Source organism: Pseudomonas jessenii (assembly GCF_002236115.1).
Classification (GTDB): Bacteria; Pseudomonadota; Gammaproteobacteria; order Pseudomonadales; family Pseudomonadaceae; genus Aquipseudomonas; species Aquipseudomonas jessenii.
In genome coordinates, this window is the sequence record NZ_NIWT01000003.1 from 405,888 (window position 1) to 423,794 (window position 17,907).

17 protein-coding genes are annotated in these 17,907 nt (G+C 58.3%); 10 read left to right on the forward strand and 7 right to left on the reverse strand.

The window, feature by feature from the left end; translation table 11 throughout:
- Nucleotides 1-9 precede the first annotated feature (9 nt).
- From PSJE_RS11035 to PSJE_RS11045, 3 genes are all read right to left on the reverse strand, one after another.
- Nucleotides 10-1,305, reverse strand: coding sequence for an McrC family protein (locus PSJE_RS11035; protein ID WP_090457347.1), 1,296 nt, complete (start codon nt 1,303-1,305; stop codon nt 10-12).
- Nucleotides 1,302-2,879, reverse strand: coding sequence for an McrB family protein (locus PSJE_RS11040; protein ID WP_090457349.1), 1,578 nt, complete (start codon nt 2,877-2,879; stop codon nt 1,302-1,304). Before PSJE_RS11040 ends, PSJE_RS11035 begins: the two co-directional genes overlap by 4 nt.
- Before the next feature lie 328 nt (nt 2,880-3,207).
- Entirely contained in the window at nt 3,208-4,998 is a 1,791-nt protein-coding gene (locus PSJE_RS11045) for a SulP family inorganic anion transporter (RefSeq protein ID WP_090457351.1), read from the reverse strand.
- A 118-nt stretch (nt 4,999-5,116) separates the two neighbouring features.
- Here PSJE_RS11045 and PSJE_RS11050 point away from each other — a divergent pair, with 118 nt between their 5' ends.
- Together PSJE_RS11050 and PSJE_RS11055 are read left to right on the forward strand one after the other, a co-directional pair.
- Nucleotides 5,117-6,082, forward strand: a complete 966-nt coding sequence (locus PSJE_RS11050; protein ID WP_090457353.1) for a hypothetical protein — start codon at nt 5,117-5,119, stop codon at nt 6,080-6,082.
- 120 nt (nt 6,083-6,202) lie between these two features.
- Nucleotides 6,203-6,520, forward strand: a complete 318-nt coding sequence (locus PSJE_RS11055) for a helix-turn-helix domain-containing protein (protein ID WP_090457355.1) — start codon at nt 6,203-6,205, stop codon at nt 6,518-6,520.
- Nucleotides 6,521-6,664: 144 nt separating this feature from the next.
- Here the strand turns inward: PSJE_RS11055 and PSJE_RS11060 are convergent, their stop codons facing one another.
- Entirely contained in the window at nt 6,665-7,723 is a 1,059-nt protein-coding gene (locus PSJE_RS11060) for an MBL fold metallo-hydrolase (protein WP_090457356.1), read from the reverse strand.
- A 215-nt stretch (nt 7,724-7,938) separates the two neighbouring features.
- Here PSJE_RS11060 and PSJE_RS11065 point away from each other — a divergent pair, with 215 nt between their 5' ends.
- Complete coding sequence (locus tag PSJE_RS11065; RefSeq protein ID WP_090457358.1) at nt 7,939-8,550, forward strand: TetR/AcrR family transcriptional regulator; 612 nt, start codon at nt 7,939-7,941, stop codon at nt 8,548-8,550.
- Between the two features lie 119 nt (nt 8,551-8,669).
- Here the strand turns inward: PSJE_RS11065 and PSJE_RS11070 are convergent, their stop codons facing one another.
- Entirely contained in the window at nt 8,670-9,611 is a 942-nt protein-coding gene (locus PSJE_RS11070) for a LysR family transcriptional regulator (protein ID WP_090457980.1), read from the reverse strand.
- 15 nt (nt 9,612-9,626) lie between these two features.
- On the opposite strand from PSJE_RS11070, the gene PSJE_RS11075 reads away from it, so the two are divergent.
- Together PSJE_RS11075 and PSJE_RS11080 are read left to right on the forward strand one after the other, a co-directional pair.
- Nucleotides 9,627-10,334: a CTP synthase C-terminal region-related (seleno)protein gene (locus PSJE_RS11075; RefSeq protein WP_090457360.1), complete on the forward strand. Its 708-nt coding sequence runs from the start codon at nt 9,627-9,629 to the stop codon at nt 10,332-10,334.
- The gene (locus PSJE_RS11080; RefSeq protein WP_090457362.1) at nt 10,331-10,654 is read left to right on the forward strand and encodes an antibiotic biosynthesis monooxygenase family protein; all 324 of its coding nucleotides are present in this window, start codon (nt 10,331-10,333) and stop codon (nt 10,652-10,654) included. Before PSJE_RS11075 ends, PSJE_RS11080 begins: the two co-directional genes overlap by 4 nt.
- 145 nt (nt 10,655-10,799) lie before the next feature.
- Here the strand turns inward: PSJE_RS11080 and PSJE_RS11085 are convergent, their stop codons facing one another.
- The gene (locus tag PSJE_RS11085; protein ID WP_090457363.1) at nt 10,800-11,126 is read right to left on the reverse strand and encodes a DUF2025 family protein; all 327 of its coding nucleotides are present in this window, start codon (nt 11,124-11,126) and stop codon (nt 10,800-10,802) included.
- Nucleotides 11,127-11,337: 211 nt separating this feature from the next.
- Between PSJE_RS11085 and PSJE_RS11090 the strand changes: the two genes are divergently transcribed.
- Both PSJE_RS11090 and PSJE_RS11095 read left to right on the forward strand, forming a co-directional pair.
- A complete protein-coding gene (locus tag PSJE_RS11090) occupies nt 11,338-12,462 on the forward strand; it encodes a glycerophosphodiester phosphodiesterase (RefSeq protein WP_090457365.1) in 1,125 nt (374 codons plus the stop codon).
- A gap of 208 nt (nt 12,463-12,670) precedes the next feature.
- Nucleotides 12,671-12,976, forward strand: coding sequence for a PepSY domain-containing protein (locus tag PSJE_RS11095; RefSeq protein WP_057713587.1), 306 nt, complete (start codon nt 12,671-12,673; stop codon nt 12,974-12,976).
- A gap of 60 nt (nt 12,977-13,036) precedes the next feature.
- Here the strand turns inward: PSJE_RS11095 and PSJE_RS11100 are convergent, their stop codons facing one another.
- Nucleotides 13,037-14,662, reverse strand: coding sequence for a methyl-accepting chemotaxis protein (locus PSJE_RS11100; protein WP_090457367.1), 1,626 nt, complete (start codon nt 14,660-14,662; stop codon nt 13,037-13,039).
- A 271-nt stretch (nt 14,663-14,933) separates the two neighbouring features.
- Here PSJE_RS11100 and PSJE_RS11105 point away from each other — a divergent pair, with 271 nt between their 5' ends.
- The 3 genes from PSJE_RS11105 to PSJE_RS11115 all read left to right on the forward strand — a co-directional run bounded on the left by PSJE_RS11105 (nt 14,934) and on the right by PSJE_RS11115 (nt 17,893).
- On the forward strand, nt 14,934-15,956 hold the full coding sequence (locus PSJE_RS11105; RefSeq protein WP_090457368.1) for a transporter: 1,023 nt from the start codon (nt 14,934-14,936) through the stop codon (nt 15,954-15,956).
- Nucleotides 15,957-16,307: 351 nt separating this feature from the next.
- Nucleotides 16,308-17,174 carry a hypothetical protein gene (locus tag PSJE_RS11110; protein WP_090457369.1) on the forward strand — a complete coding sequence of 289 codons (867 nt, stop codon included), beginning with the start codon at nt 16,308-16,310 and terminating at the stop codon, nt 17,172-17,174.
- Nucleotides 17,171-17,893: a TylF/MycF/NovP-related O-methyltransferase gene (locus PSJE_RS11115; RefSeq protein ID WP_056725897.1), complete on the forward strand. Its 723-nt coding sequence runs from the start codon at nt 17,171-17,173 to the stop codon at nt 17,891-17,893. Before PSJE_RS11110 ends, PSJE_RS11115 begins: the two co-directional genes overlap by 4 nt.
- The last annotated feature ends 14 nt before the right edge of the window (nt 17,894-17,907 follow it).

The following is a 17,907-nucleotide window of genomic DNA, read 5'->3' on the forward strand; positions in this document are numbered from 1 at the left end:
TCCAATCGACTAACCACTGGCCGTCTGTAACCACTTAGATTGCAGCGGCAATCCCTCAGGCCCACCCATCAAGATGCCCTGCTCCAAATCAAATGGCAGCACCCAGAGCTTAAGTTGTGGTGCGAATTCGAATACCTGCAATGGGGCATCAAACGTAGCTTGTTTTGGGTAGATCAGCACCAACTCTCCATCCCCCGCTAGGTATTTATGACCATAAGCGAACAACTGATAAAAGTCGGATTGCTTCAAACCGTAATTTTTATCCTCTCCCGATGAACTCAGTCGCTTCCATTTTGTGTCGAGCACCCAGATTTTCTGCTGATGGTGGATCATCAGGTCCGGCCGCAGCTGGAAGAAGTTTTCATCCCTATGCTTACACAGGTGTTCGCTGCGGGTTTGGGTGAGCAGTCGCGCATCGTGCAGCAGGTCCCTATTTAGGCTCGCAGCTACATAACGCTCAAATAGCTTTTCCATTGGGAATAACAAGCTCATGCCGTGCCAATCCCCAGCGACTGCTAAAGGCATCTGTTGATTGATAATCAGCTCGCACCATGGTTTCACCGGTACGTAGTGCGCCATCAGTCGCTCGTTACTCCACAGTTTGAAATCCTGATGCACGTTGCGACTTGTAGGCACCTCTAACAACACGGTTCTTAACTCATGAGCCAGTCGCCAGTTACCAGCATCTTTTGTTGTTTTGCAGACCTGATCTAACGCGAATTTGATTAAGCGATTCTCTGGTCGGTCGGGCAAATAAATATCATGTCGTATCTGGAAATGGTGCTGCCGACCAGGGGGTTGGCGCATTTGCTTGACCACATCTAACTGACCACGAAGGAATCGCTGTTCCTCCTCCACTCGCTGGTAGTCAAAGCGTAGGCCCCGATTGATCAAGTGATCCAGAGCCAGTAAGAATCGGCCCATGACCCATTCGCTCAACGGCGCATCGAAACTCTGAAGATCCGCCGCGCCGACTTCACGGGTGGGTAAATCTAGGGTGGCTTGGATCATGCGCCTCAGCAACGCTCTGCTCTGCTTGATGCAGTCCTCGCGCTCGAAATGCTTAGGAAGTATTTCAAGGCGCGTACCACAGGGTGTTTCCAATACGCCGACGTAGTTGTCGAGCTTGAGCAAGCAACGGTTTTCGAGCTGGACCAGCCCCGCCCCAGCCTTGCTGAAAAAAGCACTTAATCTGCACAACCAGTCGAAGGCTGAAACCGATACCTGAGCAAGGTCTAACGTCGGCACAGCGACGTTATCTGTCGTCAGCCTCGCGTATTCGCGAACCGTGACAATGGGTTTCACGCCGTCACGCCTTTCAATGCTCGGATAACTGCTACGCCAAGATGACGAGTATTCAACTCACGACCGCTTGAATGGTGTGTTGTCAGGCCATGTTCTGCTGCAAGCTCACGCAATATAGGCCTAGAGGGACGGACGATCTTTCCCGCCTGTAGAACTTCGATTGAACCGCTTTCAAGCTGACGAACCTGGATATCGCCTTTTTCAGCTTCGATAGCGTCTTGCAGCTTTGGAAGCACAGCTTGGTGATCAATGACGCCCCAATAGGACTCGATCCGAGCAAAAGCCTCTTCATTGATCATCCATTGGTTATTTTGGTTGCTGAGCACCACTTGATCGCCAAACAACGAATCTGGCTTGAATGGTGGCTGTTCGATAAAGCAATTTTCAGCGGCTTTACGATGATCGTTGAGCACCCATTGAATCCGCTGCCAATCTTCAAAAAAGTACTCTTGCAGCAGCGGGAGAACTTGTTCACGAAAAATCTGCCCCAATCGTTCCAACGTAGGGTCGCTATCTAGCGGCATAAAATAAGCGTGTCCCAGACAATGATCTCGATCTAGCAACATTTCGATTCGCTGATTCATCACTCTCAGTAGCTTGGCAATATTGAGCTCACCTACGGCAATGTCTTTCAACAACTCAGGCTTAGGCAGCATTTCGCGGAAAGTGAAGCGACGACGTAAAGCGATATCTAGACCGGCCAACGAACGATCAGCAGTGTTCATCGTGCCAATGAGATAGACATTGTTCGGTACACTGAAATGCTTCTTCGAATACGGCAGCGTCACTTTCAGAGCCTCGTCAGCCTCAGCACGCTTGGACGGTTCGATTAGCGTGATCAGTTCACCGAAAATCCGAGAAATATTGCCGCGATTTATTTCATCGATGATGAGTACATGAGCATTGCAAGGTTGAGTTTTTGGCTCAACCTCGGCGCCGTTGGATCGCCCATCCAATATCCGCGCCACCAAAAGCGGCAAAATATTGTTGTAGCCATTGATGAGATACGGCTCCAGCATAGTCTCTGGCACCTTGTCAAAAACCTGCTTGTTGCGAATGTCTGCGACAGTTAAACGTCCTGCGCGCACATATTCAGCAAGCGTGTTAAGCATGTTCATACCAACCGGCAACTCTTTACCGTTGGGTTTAACCAAATTGAGCAACTCTGTGGATGAACTTGTGACTACGTATCCCGAACCAAAGGTTTCGCCCTTAGTAAAGAGAGCACCATGGCTCACTTCCGCTGCGTGCGCTTGTTGGGTCACTTTGGCAGTGGTACATAATCTTTTGAACACACCATCAACAACGTCATATCGCAATTGCCCGTCGTCTCCGCTTTCCGCGCGTAGGCCTTCAACGAAGTCTTCGTAGCTGAAGCTTTGATGAAACGTGACGAACTCGACATGTCCGTCTGCGGCTAACTCATCGAAGCGCTTCTTCAGCGCAGCCCGATTTTCTTTGTTGGTCTGAAGAAACTCAGGGGCGAGGATTTCTAGCGCTGCCTCGATGGTGGCGAAAGTCTTCCCGGTACCGGGAGGGCCAAACAAGATCTGGTTGAGTGCAGGCGAGGTCATCGAGTCGCTTTCCTTGGCTACGTGAGCAAAAAAGGGGCATCGCGTGGTGGCGGCTCGATCAAAGTCGGTAGGAGTTATAGGAACCAAAACCCGACCATGGAAACAGGCTACAGCCGCAGGAGATTAATCCTACAACGGTAACTACATTGCCATCACGGGTAAAGCTGTACAGAGAGGCGAATCTGCTGCGGAGATAGGTCGCTCAAACAATCCGCTGCTTGAGTTTCAAGTAGCAGACTTTGTTTAAGTGGCGCATTCACTGACGCCATCGCGAGCAAGCTCGCTCCCACAGGGGATTGGCGGCACACACCGCAAGCCATTCCCCCACTCAACGCCCCACCTCCCCTCCTTCATCCCCCTCCACATAATCCACCCGATAATTCGCCACATAACTATCCACAGCCGTCCCAATCGTAGGAAAAAACGCCGTCTCCCCCAGCCGCGCAAACAACCCAAACCGCTTCAGCTTGTCCTTCACCGGATCCTTCATCTCCGCAATGCACAACTCAATACCCGCCGCATGCAAGGTGTCGTCCAGTTCGGCCAGCATGTCGGCAGACGTCACATCGACACTGGTGACGGGCTCTGCGGCGACCACCAGCCAGCGCACGGGGGTGGGCGATGCCGCTACGGCGTCCAGCACTCGGTCGCTGAACAGTTCGGCGTTGGCGAAAAACAAGGGCGCATCCCAGCGAAACAGGACCAGGCCGGGGATCAGGCGTGCGTCGGGGTAGCGTTTGATGTCGTGGTAGCCCTTGACCCCATCGGCGCGGCCCAATACTGCGGAGTACGGGCGCCAGCCGTCCCAGAGGAATTCAATGACGGCAATCACGATGGCCAGGCCTATGCCCTCGATGGCGCCGAACACGGCCACGCCGACGGTACAGACAATCGACAGCCAGCACTCCCAGCGCTGGATGCGATAGATCCGGCGCAGGTCGGCGATCTCGATCAGGCCAATGGCCGAGGCGATCACGACTGCTGCCAGGGCGCTGGACGGTAAGTGTTGCAGCAGGTCCGGTGCCACCACCAGCAGCAAGGCAACCGCCAGTGCGCCGACGACGCCGGTCATTTGGGTTTTGGCTCCGGCGGCTTCGGCCACGGGCGTGCGTGACGAGCTGCTGCTGATCGGGAAGCCTTGGAAAAAACCGGCCGCCAGGTTGGCGATGCCGAGGCCCACCATTTCCTGGTTCGGGTTGACGTAGGTTCGGGTCCGCGCCGCATAGACGCGGGAGAGCACGCTGGTGTCGGCGAACGAGACGAGTGCGACGGCGCAACCGCCGATCAACACCGGGACGATATCGGCGCTGGTGATCCAGGGGATGGCGAAGCCGGGCAAGCCTTGGGGGAGCGAACCGAGGACCGACACTCCGGCGCGTGTCGCAAGGTCGAGTGCTCCCACGGCGACTGTCGCGCCAACCACTGCGATCAGGATGCCCGGCAGTCGCGGCCATCGTTTGAGCAGCAGGATCACCGCCAGGGTGAGCCCGCCCACCATGAAGGTGGTCCAGTTGACCTTCCCCTCCATCACCGCGGAGGCGATGGCCCCTATGTTGCTCAATGGGCCGTCGGATTCAATCGAAAAACCGAACAGCTTGGGCAACTGGCTGATCAATACGGTCAGTGCGATGCCGTTCATGTAGCCGTAGCGGATCGGTTTTGACAGCAGTTCGGTGATGAAACCCAGGCGCGCGATACCGGCCAGGATACACACCGCTCCCGAGACGATCGCCATCATCCCCGCCAGGGCGACGGCACGCTGCGGATCGCCGCCGGAGAGTGGAATGATGACGGCAAGGATGACGGCCACCAGGGAGGAATCCGGCCCCATCACCAGAATTCGGCTAGGGCCGAACAAGGCATAGAACAGCAGCGGAACGATGGTCGCGTAGAGGCCATATATGCCGGGCACGCCCGAAGCCACCGCATAGGCGATACCGACGGGCACCAGCATCGTGGTCAGCACCAGGCCGGCCACGATGTCGTAACGCAACCATGCCGGTTGGTATTCGCGCAGCATGCTCAGCCCCGGTACCCAACGGCGCCAGCCGGTCTGTTCATCCCGGCGGGCTATCCGGCCTGGCTCCGGGAGAGGGGGCGAAGCATCTGAATGGCTCATGAACCGCCCTCGTTGATGGACTGTGCAGGCTCGGCGATATCGAAGTGATCTGAGTGTAGCTATTGCTTCGAATGCGCCATCACTGGAAGCTGTTCACCTAAAGGATTTGGAACCCGACATGAAATTCGACCTCGCCTATTGCCTCGGCCTCAACGACAAGTTGTCGATCTACGACGTTCGGGATCTGAATTTCGACGAGACGATGGATTTCGACTCCGCCAAGGAACACTTCCAGTGCCCCAACGATGCCTGTCGTTTGGCGTTCGATGCGACCAATGAGCTGGGCACGTTCAACGCGAAGAATGTGAATTACGTGCGCACGCCGCACTTCAAGAACCTGCCGAGTACGCGGCATGTCGAGGGCTGCCCTTATGTCAGCTTGAAGACGCCTGCGTCGGGTGGGGATGAGACGGAAACGGATGACAGCCGCGAGGAAAATTTCCCGTCGGAATTGTTACTGACTCGGCGTGAATATCTGCGTAAGCCGTCCAGCCCGAAGGTCGCGGTGGACGGGGTGCGGGATGAGTCGCTGAAGCTTTCGGTGGCAAGCACTGTCGAGCAACCGGACAGGGAATCGGCCCCGGACAAGACCAGCGTCTTCGCCCATCCGGTGGAGTGTTTCGTGTCGAACTTCGACGACAAGGATTTGCTCAAGCGTGTGCCGCTGAAGATTGGCGAGCACACCGCGCCCTACGGGTCGTTTTTCAAGAAAATCGAATACCTGCAGGACAACAAGGGGCTGATTTACTGGGGCAAGGTAAAGGAGATCAAGGACTACACCCAGAGCTTTCGCATCGATTTCGAGAAGAAGGTCTGGTTCGAGAAAAAGCCTTACTCGGTCAATGTCTACCTGAGCAAGAAGCTGATCGACAGCTACCGCAAGCGCAAGGCGTTCCTGGAGGAGATCAAGCACGCCATCGAGAGCGGGCGGGAGTTGTATTGCTTCTTTTATGGCGTAACGCCCGAGCTGAAGCAGGTGCCGAGCAAGAAGAACCCCGAGCAGACGTTCGGGGTGTTCAGCGCCAACATCGAGAATCTGGATCACTTTATCGTGCGGGAGGCGCCGGGGTTGGCGGGCAAATAGGCGCAGCACCGTTCGTCTGCCTGAAAAGACAAATCAAAAAATGCGTTTGATCCGGGCTCAAAACAACTGTACAAAAACACAGTATATTTTGAACCAACACTCTCGAGCCCGGAGAACACCATGGCCTCTCAAGCGATGAAAATCACCCTGGAACGTATCGCCCTCTTCCAATTCACCCCGGCCCACTGCGCCCAGGCCCGAGCGATGCTGGGCTGGAGTGTGGAAGAGCTGTCGCGGGAGTCCCGAGTCTCGGTGGATGCCATTCAACGCTTCGAAGCACGCCAGGAGGTGCTGGATGTCACGTGCCTGGCGCTGGCCTATCGGCTTGAAGCCGAAGGGTTGGTGTTCTTCCCGGGATTTGCGCCGGGTCGAGGGATGAACGTCAAAGGTTCTACGCCGAATCCGGTTGGGCGGGCGGATTTTGCGATGGTGGAGTGAGCCAACTCACTGACTGACGATAAATGGCCCCTTGTAGGAGCGAGCTTGCTCGCGAAAAACATCTGGACAACGCGATCATTCAGACAGCACGCGTTATCGTTAACGTCCATCGCGAGCAAGCTCGCTCCTACAGGGCCCATCACTCTACGCGTTATGAGCCACCACCCGCTCACTCTCCCCTTCCACCGCCAACCACCACGCACCACCACGCTGCGGATGCATCAGGTTGAACGCCTCGCCCATCTGCGGCGTGGTGATCGATACGTTGCGTTCCCAGGCCAGGGCCAGGATACGGTCGAAGGGTTCGTACCAGGCGTGCATCGACAGGTCGAACGTACCGTTGTGGATTGGCAGTAGCCAGCGGCCCTTGAGGTCGAGGTGGGCTTGCAGGGTTTGTTCGGGTTGCATGTGCACGTGTGGCCAGTCGACGTTGTAGGCACCGGTTTCCATCAGGGTCAGGTCGAATGGACCGTACTGTTCGCCGATGCGTTTGAAGCCGTCGAAGTAGCCGCTGTCGCCGCTGAAGAAGAGGCGCGTGTCGCCGTCGATCATCACCCACGAGGCCCAGAGGGTGCTGTTGCTGTCGAACAGGCCACGGCCGGAAAAGTGCTGCGACGGGGTAGCGATGAACTGGATGCCATCGACTTCCGTGCCTTGCCACCAATCCAGTTGGCGGACTTTGCTCGCGTCGATGCCCCACTTGATCAGGGTGTCGCCTACGCCCAGCGGGGTAAGGAAGTGTTTGGTCTTGTCCGCGAGCTTGAGCACGGCCTGATGATCCAGGTGATCGTAGTGGTCGTGGGACAGGATCACCGCTTCGATCGGTGGCAATTCTTCCAGGCTGATCGGTGGCTGGTGGAAACGCTTGGGGCCAGCCCATTGTACGGGCGAGGCACGCTCGGCGAAGACCGGGTCGGTGATCCAGAATTTATCGCGCAACTTGAGCAACACCGTGGAGTGGCCCAGGCGATAGACGCTGTGGTTCGGCGCTGCGATCAGCGCGGCTTGAGTCAGGGCTTGCACCGGGACGGGCGCGCTCGGGCGGGTGTTTTGCGGTTTGTGGAACAGCACGTTCCATAGGACACCCATGGTTTTGCCAAAGCTTAAACGTTGAACCGGCGTGAAGTTTTGGTACTGCCCTTGAGCCTGTCGGGACGCTTCAGGTGTGGAGGCGTTGTCCGCCGGGGAGTTTGAATTGGCCATGACTGAATGACTCCAGAAAAACCGCGCATGACGCGACTTTCCGTTTTGGGACGATAAATGGCCAAAGCACGCACGCATCAGCCGGACTTTCTATTTTTGCTGGGCAGGATTAACAAAACATTACACTGCACAGTGTAGTTTCTAGGTTGCATCAAAGTCGATGACAAGTAAACTGCTGAGTGTAATTCCTCCCTTCTTCCTGCCGAAGCGTACTTATGACAGCTCCACAGCGCCTCACCGACCGAAAACGCCAAGCGATCATTCATGCCGCGATCAACGAATTCCGTGACAACGGTTTCGAGATCACCAGCATGGACAAGATTGCTGCCACTGCCGGTGTGTCGAAGCGCACGGTGTACAACCACTTTCCCAGCAAGGAAGAGTTGTTCGCCGAGATCCTCAATCAATTATGGACCCGGGTGACGGCAGAACAGGAAACGGCCTACCGTCCCGACCTGCCGTTGCGTGAGCAATTGCGCGGATTGCTGATGGCCAAGCTGCAAATGTTGGGCGATGACAATTTTCTCGACCTGGCGCGGGTGGCGATAGCGGCGACGATTCATTCCCCGGAGCGGGCGCAGGATATGGTGGCGCGAATGGGCGAACGCGAAGAAGGGCTGACGGTCTGGATTCGTGCCGCTCAGGCCGATGGTCGGTTGAAAGTTATTGCCCCTGATTTTGCCGCACAACAGGTGCAGGGGCTGCTCAAGTCGTTTGCCTTCTGGCCGCAGATTTCCATGGGCAAGCCTGGCTTGTCACCCGAAGAACAACACCAGGTGGCAGACTCCGCGCTGGACATGTTTCTGGCCTGCTATCAGTTGCAATAAATGACAAGTTCGACGGCGGCGTCGAAGGATCGATGGCTCTGATTTGAATGACGCGATGTGTTTCAGAATGAAACCGGCACTGAGGCTTTAGTGAGCTTCAGCCAGGAACCTGAACGGTTTCACGGCAGTTTCAGCGCCCGCCCCAACTCATCGAACAAGGTGACCACCGAGCGCAAAGCGCGGCAGTCGGGACGGGTCAGCAGCCACAGCGCGGTGTCGTATCCGTGCAGGGGTTCGCTCAGCGGCTGTAATCCGTCGCCGATCAAAAAATCCGGCAACGCCGCTACACCCAGGCCGGCCCTGACCAGTTCGGTCACCGACAGCATGCTGTTGCAGCGATAGCCCGGCGTTACCCCCGGCAAGGCCTGGCGACGCCAGGTAACGGTCGGGTGATCAGGCAGGAAGTCATCCGGGGCTATCCAGGTCAATGAAGCCAGGTCAGGGGTATTGACCGATTGCAGGTATCGCTCGCTGGCACACACGCGATAGGAAATGTCCGCCAGCCGCCGTCCCACCAGATGCTCCGGTGGCGTGCGGGTCAGGCGCAGGGCGATATCGGCATCCCGACGGCTGAGGTTGGCAAAATCATTGGATGTGCTGAGCTCGAGCGTCAGCGCCGGATAGTTCGGCATGAACTGCGCCAGCGCCGGCAACAGCAAACCTTGCAGGACCGAATCGGTACAGGTCAGGCGCACGATGCCGCTGATCACTTCTCCGCCCTGCTCCACACCAATGCGCGCCGCCTCCAGAGCCTGTTCAGCGCGCTCGGCCTGTTCAGTAAGGGACTGCGCCAGAGTGGTGGCCAGGTAACCGGTGCGGCTTTTTTCGAACAGTTGCTGACCCAGTGCACCCTCCAGCCGGCGCACGGCTCGAAACACCGTCGAAACATCCACCTTCAGCAGTTGCGCAGCGCGAGCCAGAGAGCCGCCACGTACCAGCGCGAGGATCAGGGCTAGGTCCGGGTAGTCCAATCGATAGTGCGTCGCTGCATTGATCACTTGGGAAAACGCCAATATTGAGTGCGTGAGCGCCAATCTATAGTGGGCACCAGCAATCAACAAGTGCAGAGGCCCCACATGGAAACCCGCCCGATTCGCATCGCCCTGATCGGCGACTACGACCCGCAAGTCACCGCCCACCAGGCCATTCCCGTCGCCCTCGAAATGGCCGCTGAACACAGTGGCCTGAACGTGCAATGGCAATGGCTGGCCACCGATGACATCCACGCCGAGACACCGCTGCACAGATTCGACGGGTTCTGGTGTGTGCCGGCCAGCCCTTACCGGAGCATGGACGGTGCATTGCTGGCGATTCGCTTTGCCCGCGAACAACGGCGACCTTTCCTCGGCACCTGCGGTGGTTTTCAACACGCGGTGCTGGAATATGCGCGCAACGTGCTGGGCTGGTCGGATGCCGAACACGGCGAGACAAATCCCGATGCCGCGCGGGCGCTGCTGACGCCACTGTCGTGTGCGCTGGTGGAAGCGGTCGATACGATTGATTTGCTTGAGGGTTCGTTGCTTGCCAAAGCGTACGAAAACACCGAGATTCGTGAAGGCTATCGCTGTCGTTTTGGTGTGAATCCGCAGTACGAAGGGGAGTTGCTCAAGCGCGAACTACATGCCGTCGGCCACGATTCGGAACACGGACTGCGGGCGGTCGAACTCAGCGGTCATCCGTTCTTTGTCGCGACCTTGTTCCAGCCCGAGCGGGCGGCGCTCAAGGGCGTATTGCCTCCTTTGGTTGGCGCCTTTGTCGAAGCCTGTGCGGGGCGCTCGTCATGATCGCCGATACGCCAGCTGCGCCTTATTACGCGGTGATCTTCACTTCACTGCGCACCGAGGGTGACCAGGGTTACGCCGAAGCAGCCGCACGGATGCTGGAACTGGCCTGCGAACAGCCGGGGTTTCTCGGCGTGGAGTCGGCGCGGGGCGAGGATGGGCTTGGGATTACGGTGTCGTACTGGGCCAGTGAAGCGGCCATTCTGGCGTGGAAGCATCATCCGGAGCACAGTGCGATTCGCGAGCGTGGGCGCTCGACCTGGTATGCGCGGTGTCATACGCGGGTGGGCAGGGTTGAGCGGGCTTATGGGTTTAACCAGTGAGTGATGTAGTGTTTTTCAGGTCGCCATCGCGAGCAAGCTCGCTCCCACAGTAGATCTTTGTCGCGCAAAAATGTTGTGACCGACCGGGATCAAAATGTGGGAGCGAGCTTGCTCGCGATGGGGCCCATCAATTCACCGCAAAAACTCACCCCTGAACCAGACTGCGAACCGCCGAAATCTCCGGCACTTCCCGCCGGTTCATGTACACCCGCAACGGCTCGGTGATGTTGATCCGGTCATCGATGTTCTGGTCCAGCAGCAACTGGATCAATTCCCGCTTGAGCGTCATGACCTGCCCGGGCCCCGCGGCCCAGACGAATTCGCTGACAGGGATGATGCCGTCGTCCGCCACGTCCATGCCAAACGAGTCTTCGCTGAAGCGCACAATGTAGTGCCCGGTCTTGCGGTTGAGGCCGACGAAGCCTTTGAGTTGGTCGGCAGCCTGGCAGATGAACTGGGAAGTGATGCGCATGGTAAACCCCGCAATGGTGATCGTTGGTTTGCACGCAGGGCCTGCGTTTCCCTCTGCCGGGGAAATTGCAGGGCCTCAGCGTACTGCAAACGGGCGCACAAAAGCGCTGACGAAAATCAGCTTTCGACAGGTTTGTGTCGGTCTGGTGATAGCGTCTGCAACGATGAGTTGTTAAAAGGGACCGCTCACTTATTGCGAAAGGATCTCGACCATGCCCGCAACCTTTACTAAAAGCGCCCTGTTACTGAGCCTGTTGCTCGCCCTCGGCCACGCACAGGCCGCCAGCGAACCCGGTCCCGCGGCACTGGCGACCCGCTTGGACATTCCGCGTCCAGCGGTGATCGCCCACCGTGGCGCATCGTTCGATGCCCCGGAATCCACCGCCGCCGCCTACAAGACTGCCCGCGACCTGGGCGCCGACTACCTGGAACTGGATCTGCAGCGCAGCAAGGATGGCGTGCTGTTTGCCCTGCACGACAACAATCTGCAACGCACCACCGACGTCGCCAGCAAATTCCCCGAGCGCAAGGACAGCCCCGCCAATGCGTTCACCATGGCCGAACTGAAAACCCTGGACGCGGGCAGCTGGTTCAATGCCGCGTACCCGGATCGCGCACGTCCCGCCTTCGCGGGCCTGAAAATTCTGACCCTTGATGAAATCATCGACATCGCCGAGGGCAACAGCCTGCACAAGCCCGGCCTGTACATCGAGACCAAGGAGCCCAAGCAGTTCCCCGGCATCGAACGCGACCTCAAGGAAAAACTTCAGGACCGGGGCTGGCTGAGCCCGACCGCTTCGAAACTGGCAAAAAACGAGCTGGCGGTCGGCCAAGGCAAAGGCAAGGTGGTCCTGCAGACTTTCGAGAAGAGCAGCCTCGAACTGCTGCAAAAAGAGATGCCGAAGGTGCCGAAGATCCTGCTGCTGTGGGTCGGTGAAGGCAGTATCGAGCCCAAGTCCAAGGTGACATTTGCCGAGTCCGGCGAAAAGGACAAAGCCGCTTACTACGCCAAACAGCAACCGAAGGACAAAGCCGAATTCCAGCACTGGGTCGACTACGCCAAGGCCCAGGGCGCCATCGGCACCGGCCCGTCCGCCGCACTGACCCAGGGTGGCGACCAGAGCTACTCGGATCTGGTGCAACCCTGGATGAACCAGTACACCCACGACCAGGGCCTGCTGGTGCACGTCTACACCATCGATGATGCGGTGGACTACCAGAAAGTCATGGACGCCGGAGTCGACGGCATTTTCACCAATCGCGCCAGTGAGTTGTTGAAGTTCTATAAACGCCCGGCGGCGAGTGTTGCGCAGGTGCTACAGAACAACGGGTATTGATGCGCTATTGCACAAAAACCTGTGGGAGCGAGCTTGCTCGCGATAGGGCCATCAGCTTCAACATCAACGTTGACTGACACTCCGCCTTCGCGGGCAAGCCACGCTCCCACAGGGATTGATGCAGGACATGTAGAGGGATTTAAGGGTGGATTAAGTTACACAGGCTAACCTGATCTCACTTAAACAGATCACCCAAGGAAAGAAGCCCATGAAGACCCTGACTGCTTTGTTTACCGCTGCAGCCCTGACCCTCACCGCCGGCCTGGCCCAGGCCGATGTGCGAGTCGATCAGATCCCGCAACTGGTCAAGGACGGCAAGATCAAGCCACTGGAAGACTTGAACAAGATCGCGCTGGATCTGCATCCGGGTGCAACGATTACCAAGACCGAGTTGGACAACCACTTCAACGGTTACGAGTACGAAGTTGAACTGCGTGACGCCAAGAACGTCGAGTGGGATGTGGACATCGATGCCTCCAACGGCAAGGTCCTGGAAAACAAACAGGACACGTAATCCCCAAACAGACAAAAGCCGCACGATGGGAACATCGTGCGGCTTTTGCGTTTTCGGGATTCAAGCGCTCAGGCGCGCCGTCACCTCGTTCAACTGCCCCGACAAGCCGTGCAGATTGGTGCTGGCCGCTTCAGTGCGCTGCACGTTGTCCAGGTTGGTGCTGGCAATGCTGGTGATTTCGGTGAGGTTGCGCGAGATGTCTTCGGCCACCGAGGTCTGCTCTTCGGCGGCAGTGGCGATCTGGCGGTTCATGTCGCGGATGGCTTCCACGGCCAGGGTGATGCGTTCGAGCATGGCGCCGGCCTCCGTCACTTGCTGCACGCTTTGTTCGCTGCGCGACTGACCGCTTTCAATCGCCTGGGCCGCTTCGATTGCACCGGTCTGCACGGTCTGGATGATCTGGTTGATCTCGATGATCGACGCCGCCGTGCGCTGGGCCAGGCTCCGCACTTCGTCGGCCACCACAGCGAATCCGCGTCCGGCCTCACCGGCGCGGGCCGCTTCGATGGCTGCATTGAGTGCCAGCAGGTTGGTCTGTTCGGCGATCCCGCGAATCACCTCCAGAACCTTGCCGATGCGTCCGCTGTCGGTTTCCAGTTGGCGGATGACCGTGGCGGTGTTGGCGATTTCGCCACGCATCTGGGTGATGGTATGGATGGTGCCCTGCATGACTTTTTCGCCCTGCTGGGCGGACTGGTCGGCATCGTCGGCGGCCCGCGCCGCTTCGGCGGCATGGCGGGCCACTTCTTGTGCAGTGGCGGACATTTCGTTCATCGCCGTGGCCACCTGATCGGTGCGGTTGAACTGCTCGTTGGTGCCGCCGGCCATCACGGTGGCGATCGAGTTCAACTCACCGCTGGCGCTGTCCAGGTCCGACGCGCTGCGCTGCAAACGGCTGAAGGTTTCGGCGAGGAAATCGCGCAGGGTGTTGGCGGCCATCGCCAGTTTGCCCAACTCGTCCTGACGGGTGCTGGCCACGCGCTCGGCAATACGCCCCTGGCTGAGTTGCGCCACGTATTCGATCAGTTTGCGGATCGGCTCGACCAGGTTGCGGTTGACCAGCCACAAGCTCAGCAGGCCGATCAGTACCCCCGAAACCAGCATCACGACCAGCCCCAGCAACACCGTGCGCTCGGCACTGGCGCTGATCAGTGTCGATTGCTCGGCGCCCTGCTTGCGCAACTCGCTGACCAGTTCACTCATCTGATCGCTGGTTGCGCGGTCCACACCCTTGACCGCCGCGTCGCCCGCCGCAGGGTCACCACCGGCGGCCACGAACGCGTCCCGGCCCTTCTGATAGGCCGCGCCCAAATGGCGATGTTCGTCACGCAAGCGCTCGATGCGGCTCTTGAGTTGCGGCTCGATGCCCTTCTGCGCGGCCAGTTCGCCAAGGATGTTTTGCACATCGCGCTGACGCTCCTCGAATTGCCCCCAGTACTTGCTCAGGTCCGCCGGTTGCTTGCCGCGCAGCAGAACGTTTTTCCACTCCTGCACCTGCACCTTGAATTGCAGGTTGGCTTCATCGATCAATTGCGAGGTGTGCAACGGGCCTTCGATCAGATTGGCGTAGTTCTGCACGCCGCTGGACAGGAAGTGAAAGCACGCCAGGGCGATCAACAGCATCGCCAGCAGGCTGCCGCTCAGCAGGGCGAGAGTTTGTGCTCTCAGGGACTTTTGCAAAAGCATCGCAGAGTACTCATGACAGGAATGGGGCACGCCCGTTAAGGCGTGAAAAGTGTCCGGACATCCCTGTCTGCGGTCCCGGCCGAGGCCTGCGGCGCGCAACTTAACCCAAGCGTGATCGGCTAGCCAGAGCGGTTCTTGAGAAAATCCCGACCGCCGGTAGAACAATTTTTTGCGTTGTTTTCCTGTCACAAAAACGTCATTCCTGCTTGCGATGATGCCGCTCAAGTGAACCTGTAAAACACGTGACAGGCGCCTCCCCTTGCGAGTCCTCATGAACCACAGCATCGATCAAAGCCATCGCGACACGGATCTGTTCGGCCTGCTTTACGGTTTCAGTTTTCGCCCCGGTGAGGCCGGTCGGGAAATCAATTCCGCCGAGGCCTTGCAGTACCTGCAACAGCCGCAAAGCGATGAGCAATTTCTCTGGCTGCACCTGAACCTGGCCCATGCCGCGTGCGAGCGCTGGATGAAAAGCCATCTGGAATTGCCCGAGGAATTTTTCGAAGCGCTGCACGAAGGCTCGCGTTCGACGCGCATCGAGCATGTCGACTCCGCGTTGCTGGCAGTGGTCAACGATGTGGTGTTCAACCTCAGCAACATGGTCTCGTCGGATGTCTCGACCCTGTGGGTGTGCGCCCGCAGTCAATTGATCATCAGCGCCCGCCTGCAACCGCTGCACTCGGTGGACAAATTGCGCTCGTCGGTGAAGGCCCGGGAGTGCTTTCGCTCCCCGCTGGAGCTGCTGGTGCATTTGCTGCGCGACCAGGGTGAGGTGTTGACCCAGATCGTGCGCAAGACCAGTCAGAGCGTGGACCAGATCGAAGACCAATTGCTGTCCTCGCGCCTGTCGACCAACCGCGCGGAACTGGGCGCCAATCGCCGGGTGCTGGTGCGATTGCAACGGCTGCTGGCGCTGGAGCCAGGCTCATTGCTGCGCCTGCTCAACCGGCCACCGCAATGGCTGCAAAAGGAAGACGTGAAGGAGCTGCGCAAATCCACCGAGGAGTTCGCGCTGATCATCAACGACCTCACGGCGCTCGGTGAGCGGATCAAGCTGTTGCAGGAAGAGATCGCCGCCAACATCAACGAACAGACCAACCGCACGCTGTTCACCCTGACGGTAGTGACGGTGCTGGCGCTGCCGATCAACATCATCGCCGGTTTCTTCGGCATGAACGTCGGCGGCATTCCGCTGGCGGATGACCCGCAGGGTTTCTGGATCCTGGTGGCGCTGGTCGCGACCTTTACCGTGATCGCCGGGCGCTGGGCGTTTCGCAAGCAGCAGGATTATTGAGTCCCCGTCATCACCTGACACACTGATCAACTTTGGCGAGGGGGCTTGCCCCCGCTGGGTGGCGCAGCCGCCCCAGCACTCGGTCATTCAAACCGCACTAGCAGGATTGAGGACTGCTCTGCAGCCGAACGGGGTGGTGCGGCATTCCGACAGGCCCGCTCCCACAGGGTACAAGTTCGAAGCACATCATCCCGGCGGGTTTTCCCGTCGGGATTTTTTCGTCCAGCGGCACGGCATTTGCTCGCGAACTCAAGGGCTGCGCTTTATTGACGCACAACTCGTCCGGCAGCCCTTCAGTTTGCCAGCGTGGTGCCGACTCATAAGACACTCGATGTATTCAGGAGAGGAACCGTGAATCTGTACATCAATCAGCTGCAACAGAAAGCTGACTTTAAAGAAGCCATTTACGCGGGCGATATTTTCCTGAACACGCAGTTACGCGCCGCCAAAGAACTCTGTGCCTTTGCCCAGGAAAGCATCACGGCGGCCTTCGATGGCGAGACCAACCACCAGGCGCTGCACACACTGATGCCGGTGGAAGAGTTCGTGGTGCTGGTGACTCGGCTCAAGGGCCAGTTCACCAACAGCCTGCGTGCCAAGGAGCTGATCCGCAGCTTCACCGACGAAATCGGTGCCGCTCCCGAGGAGTTCATTTTCGACGTCCCGCGCATCCGTGTCGTACCCAACTACGACTACCTGCACGCTGGCGTCAGCTACGCCTACAAACCCCATCGCGATACCTGGTACGGCGGTGTCGACTGCCAGATCAATACCTGGATGCCGGTCTACACGATCCAGCCTGACCAGACCATGATGATCAACCCGGCCTACTTCGACGCCCCGGTGAAAAACACCTCGGCGCAGTGGAGCCTGTCCGACTGGATCGGCGTGCAACGCCAGCGCGCCAAGGACAACGTCAAGGAAGAGGCGCGCCAGCACCCGGTGCCCACCGAAGCGATCAACAGCGCCTCTGAGCTGCGCATCGCCGGCAACACCGCCGAGATGCTGGTGTTCTCGGGCTCGCACCTGCACGGCACCGTTCCCAATTACACACAACAAACCCGCTTCAGCGTGGACTTTCGCCTGATGCACCTCGACGACCTCAAGCACCAGCGCGGCGCGATTAACGTCGACAGCGCCTGCCCGGATGTCGGCGCCGGCTTCAAAGACTACTTCCACGTCCACGACTTTTCGAATTTCCGAGGAATCCCGCAATGACCAAGCGTCGCATCACGCCCGCCGAGGCCCAGTACAACGAAACCCGTACCAACGTCCTGAAACGGGTCGATGCCGAATACGTGGCCGACGCTCCGTTCGTCTTCGCCAACCGCATTGGCGTGACCGCCGCGTTGTCGCGCATGGAGCTGTTCAAGAAGGTCGCGGAAGTACCGGGCGCCATCATTGAGTGCGGCGTGTACAAGGGCAACTCGTTGATGCTCTACATGCACTTGTCGATGATTCTCGAACCGTATGCGATCAACCGCTCGATCGTGGGTTTCGACACCTTCGAAGGCTTCCAGAGCATCGACAAGAAAGAAGACCCGGCCGACGTCAACGAAACCATGTTCGCCGACACCGACCAGTCGCTGATCCAGGACATGATCGACGCCAACGACCTGTTGCGCCCGGTCAATCGCATTCCGCGCTGCGAACTGGTCAAGGGCGACATCGTCAAGACCGTACCGGAGTGGGTCAAGACCCGTCCCGACCTGGTCGTGGCCATGCTGATCCTCGACACCGACCTGTACGAGTCGACCAAAGTCGCGCTGGAAACCTTCCTGCCGTACATGCCCAAAGGCGCGATCGTGGTGCTCGACGAAGTCGCCTACCGCAACTTCCCGGGCGAAACCAAGGCCCTGCGTGAAGTGCTCGACCTGAACAAGATCGAACTCAAGCGCCTGCCGTTCGATTCGTGCGTGGGTTACTTCCACGTCTGATCTGGTGCAAAACC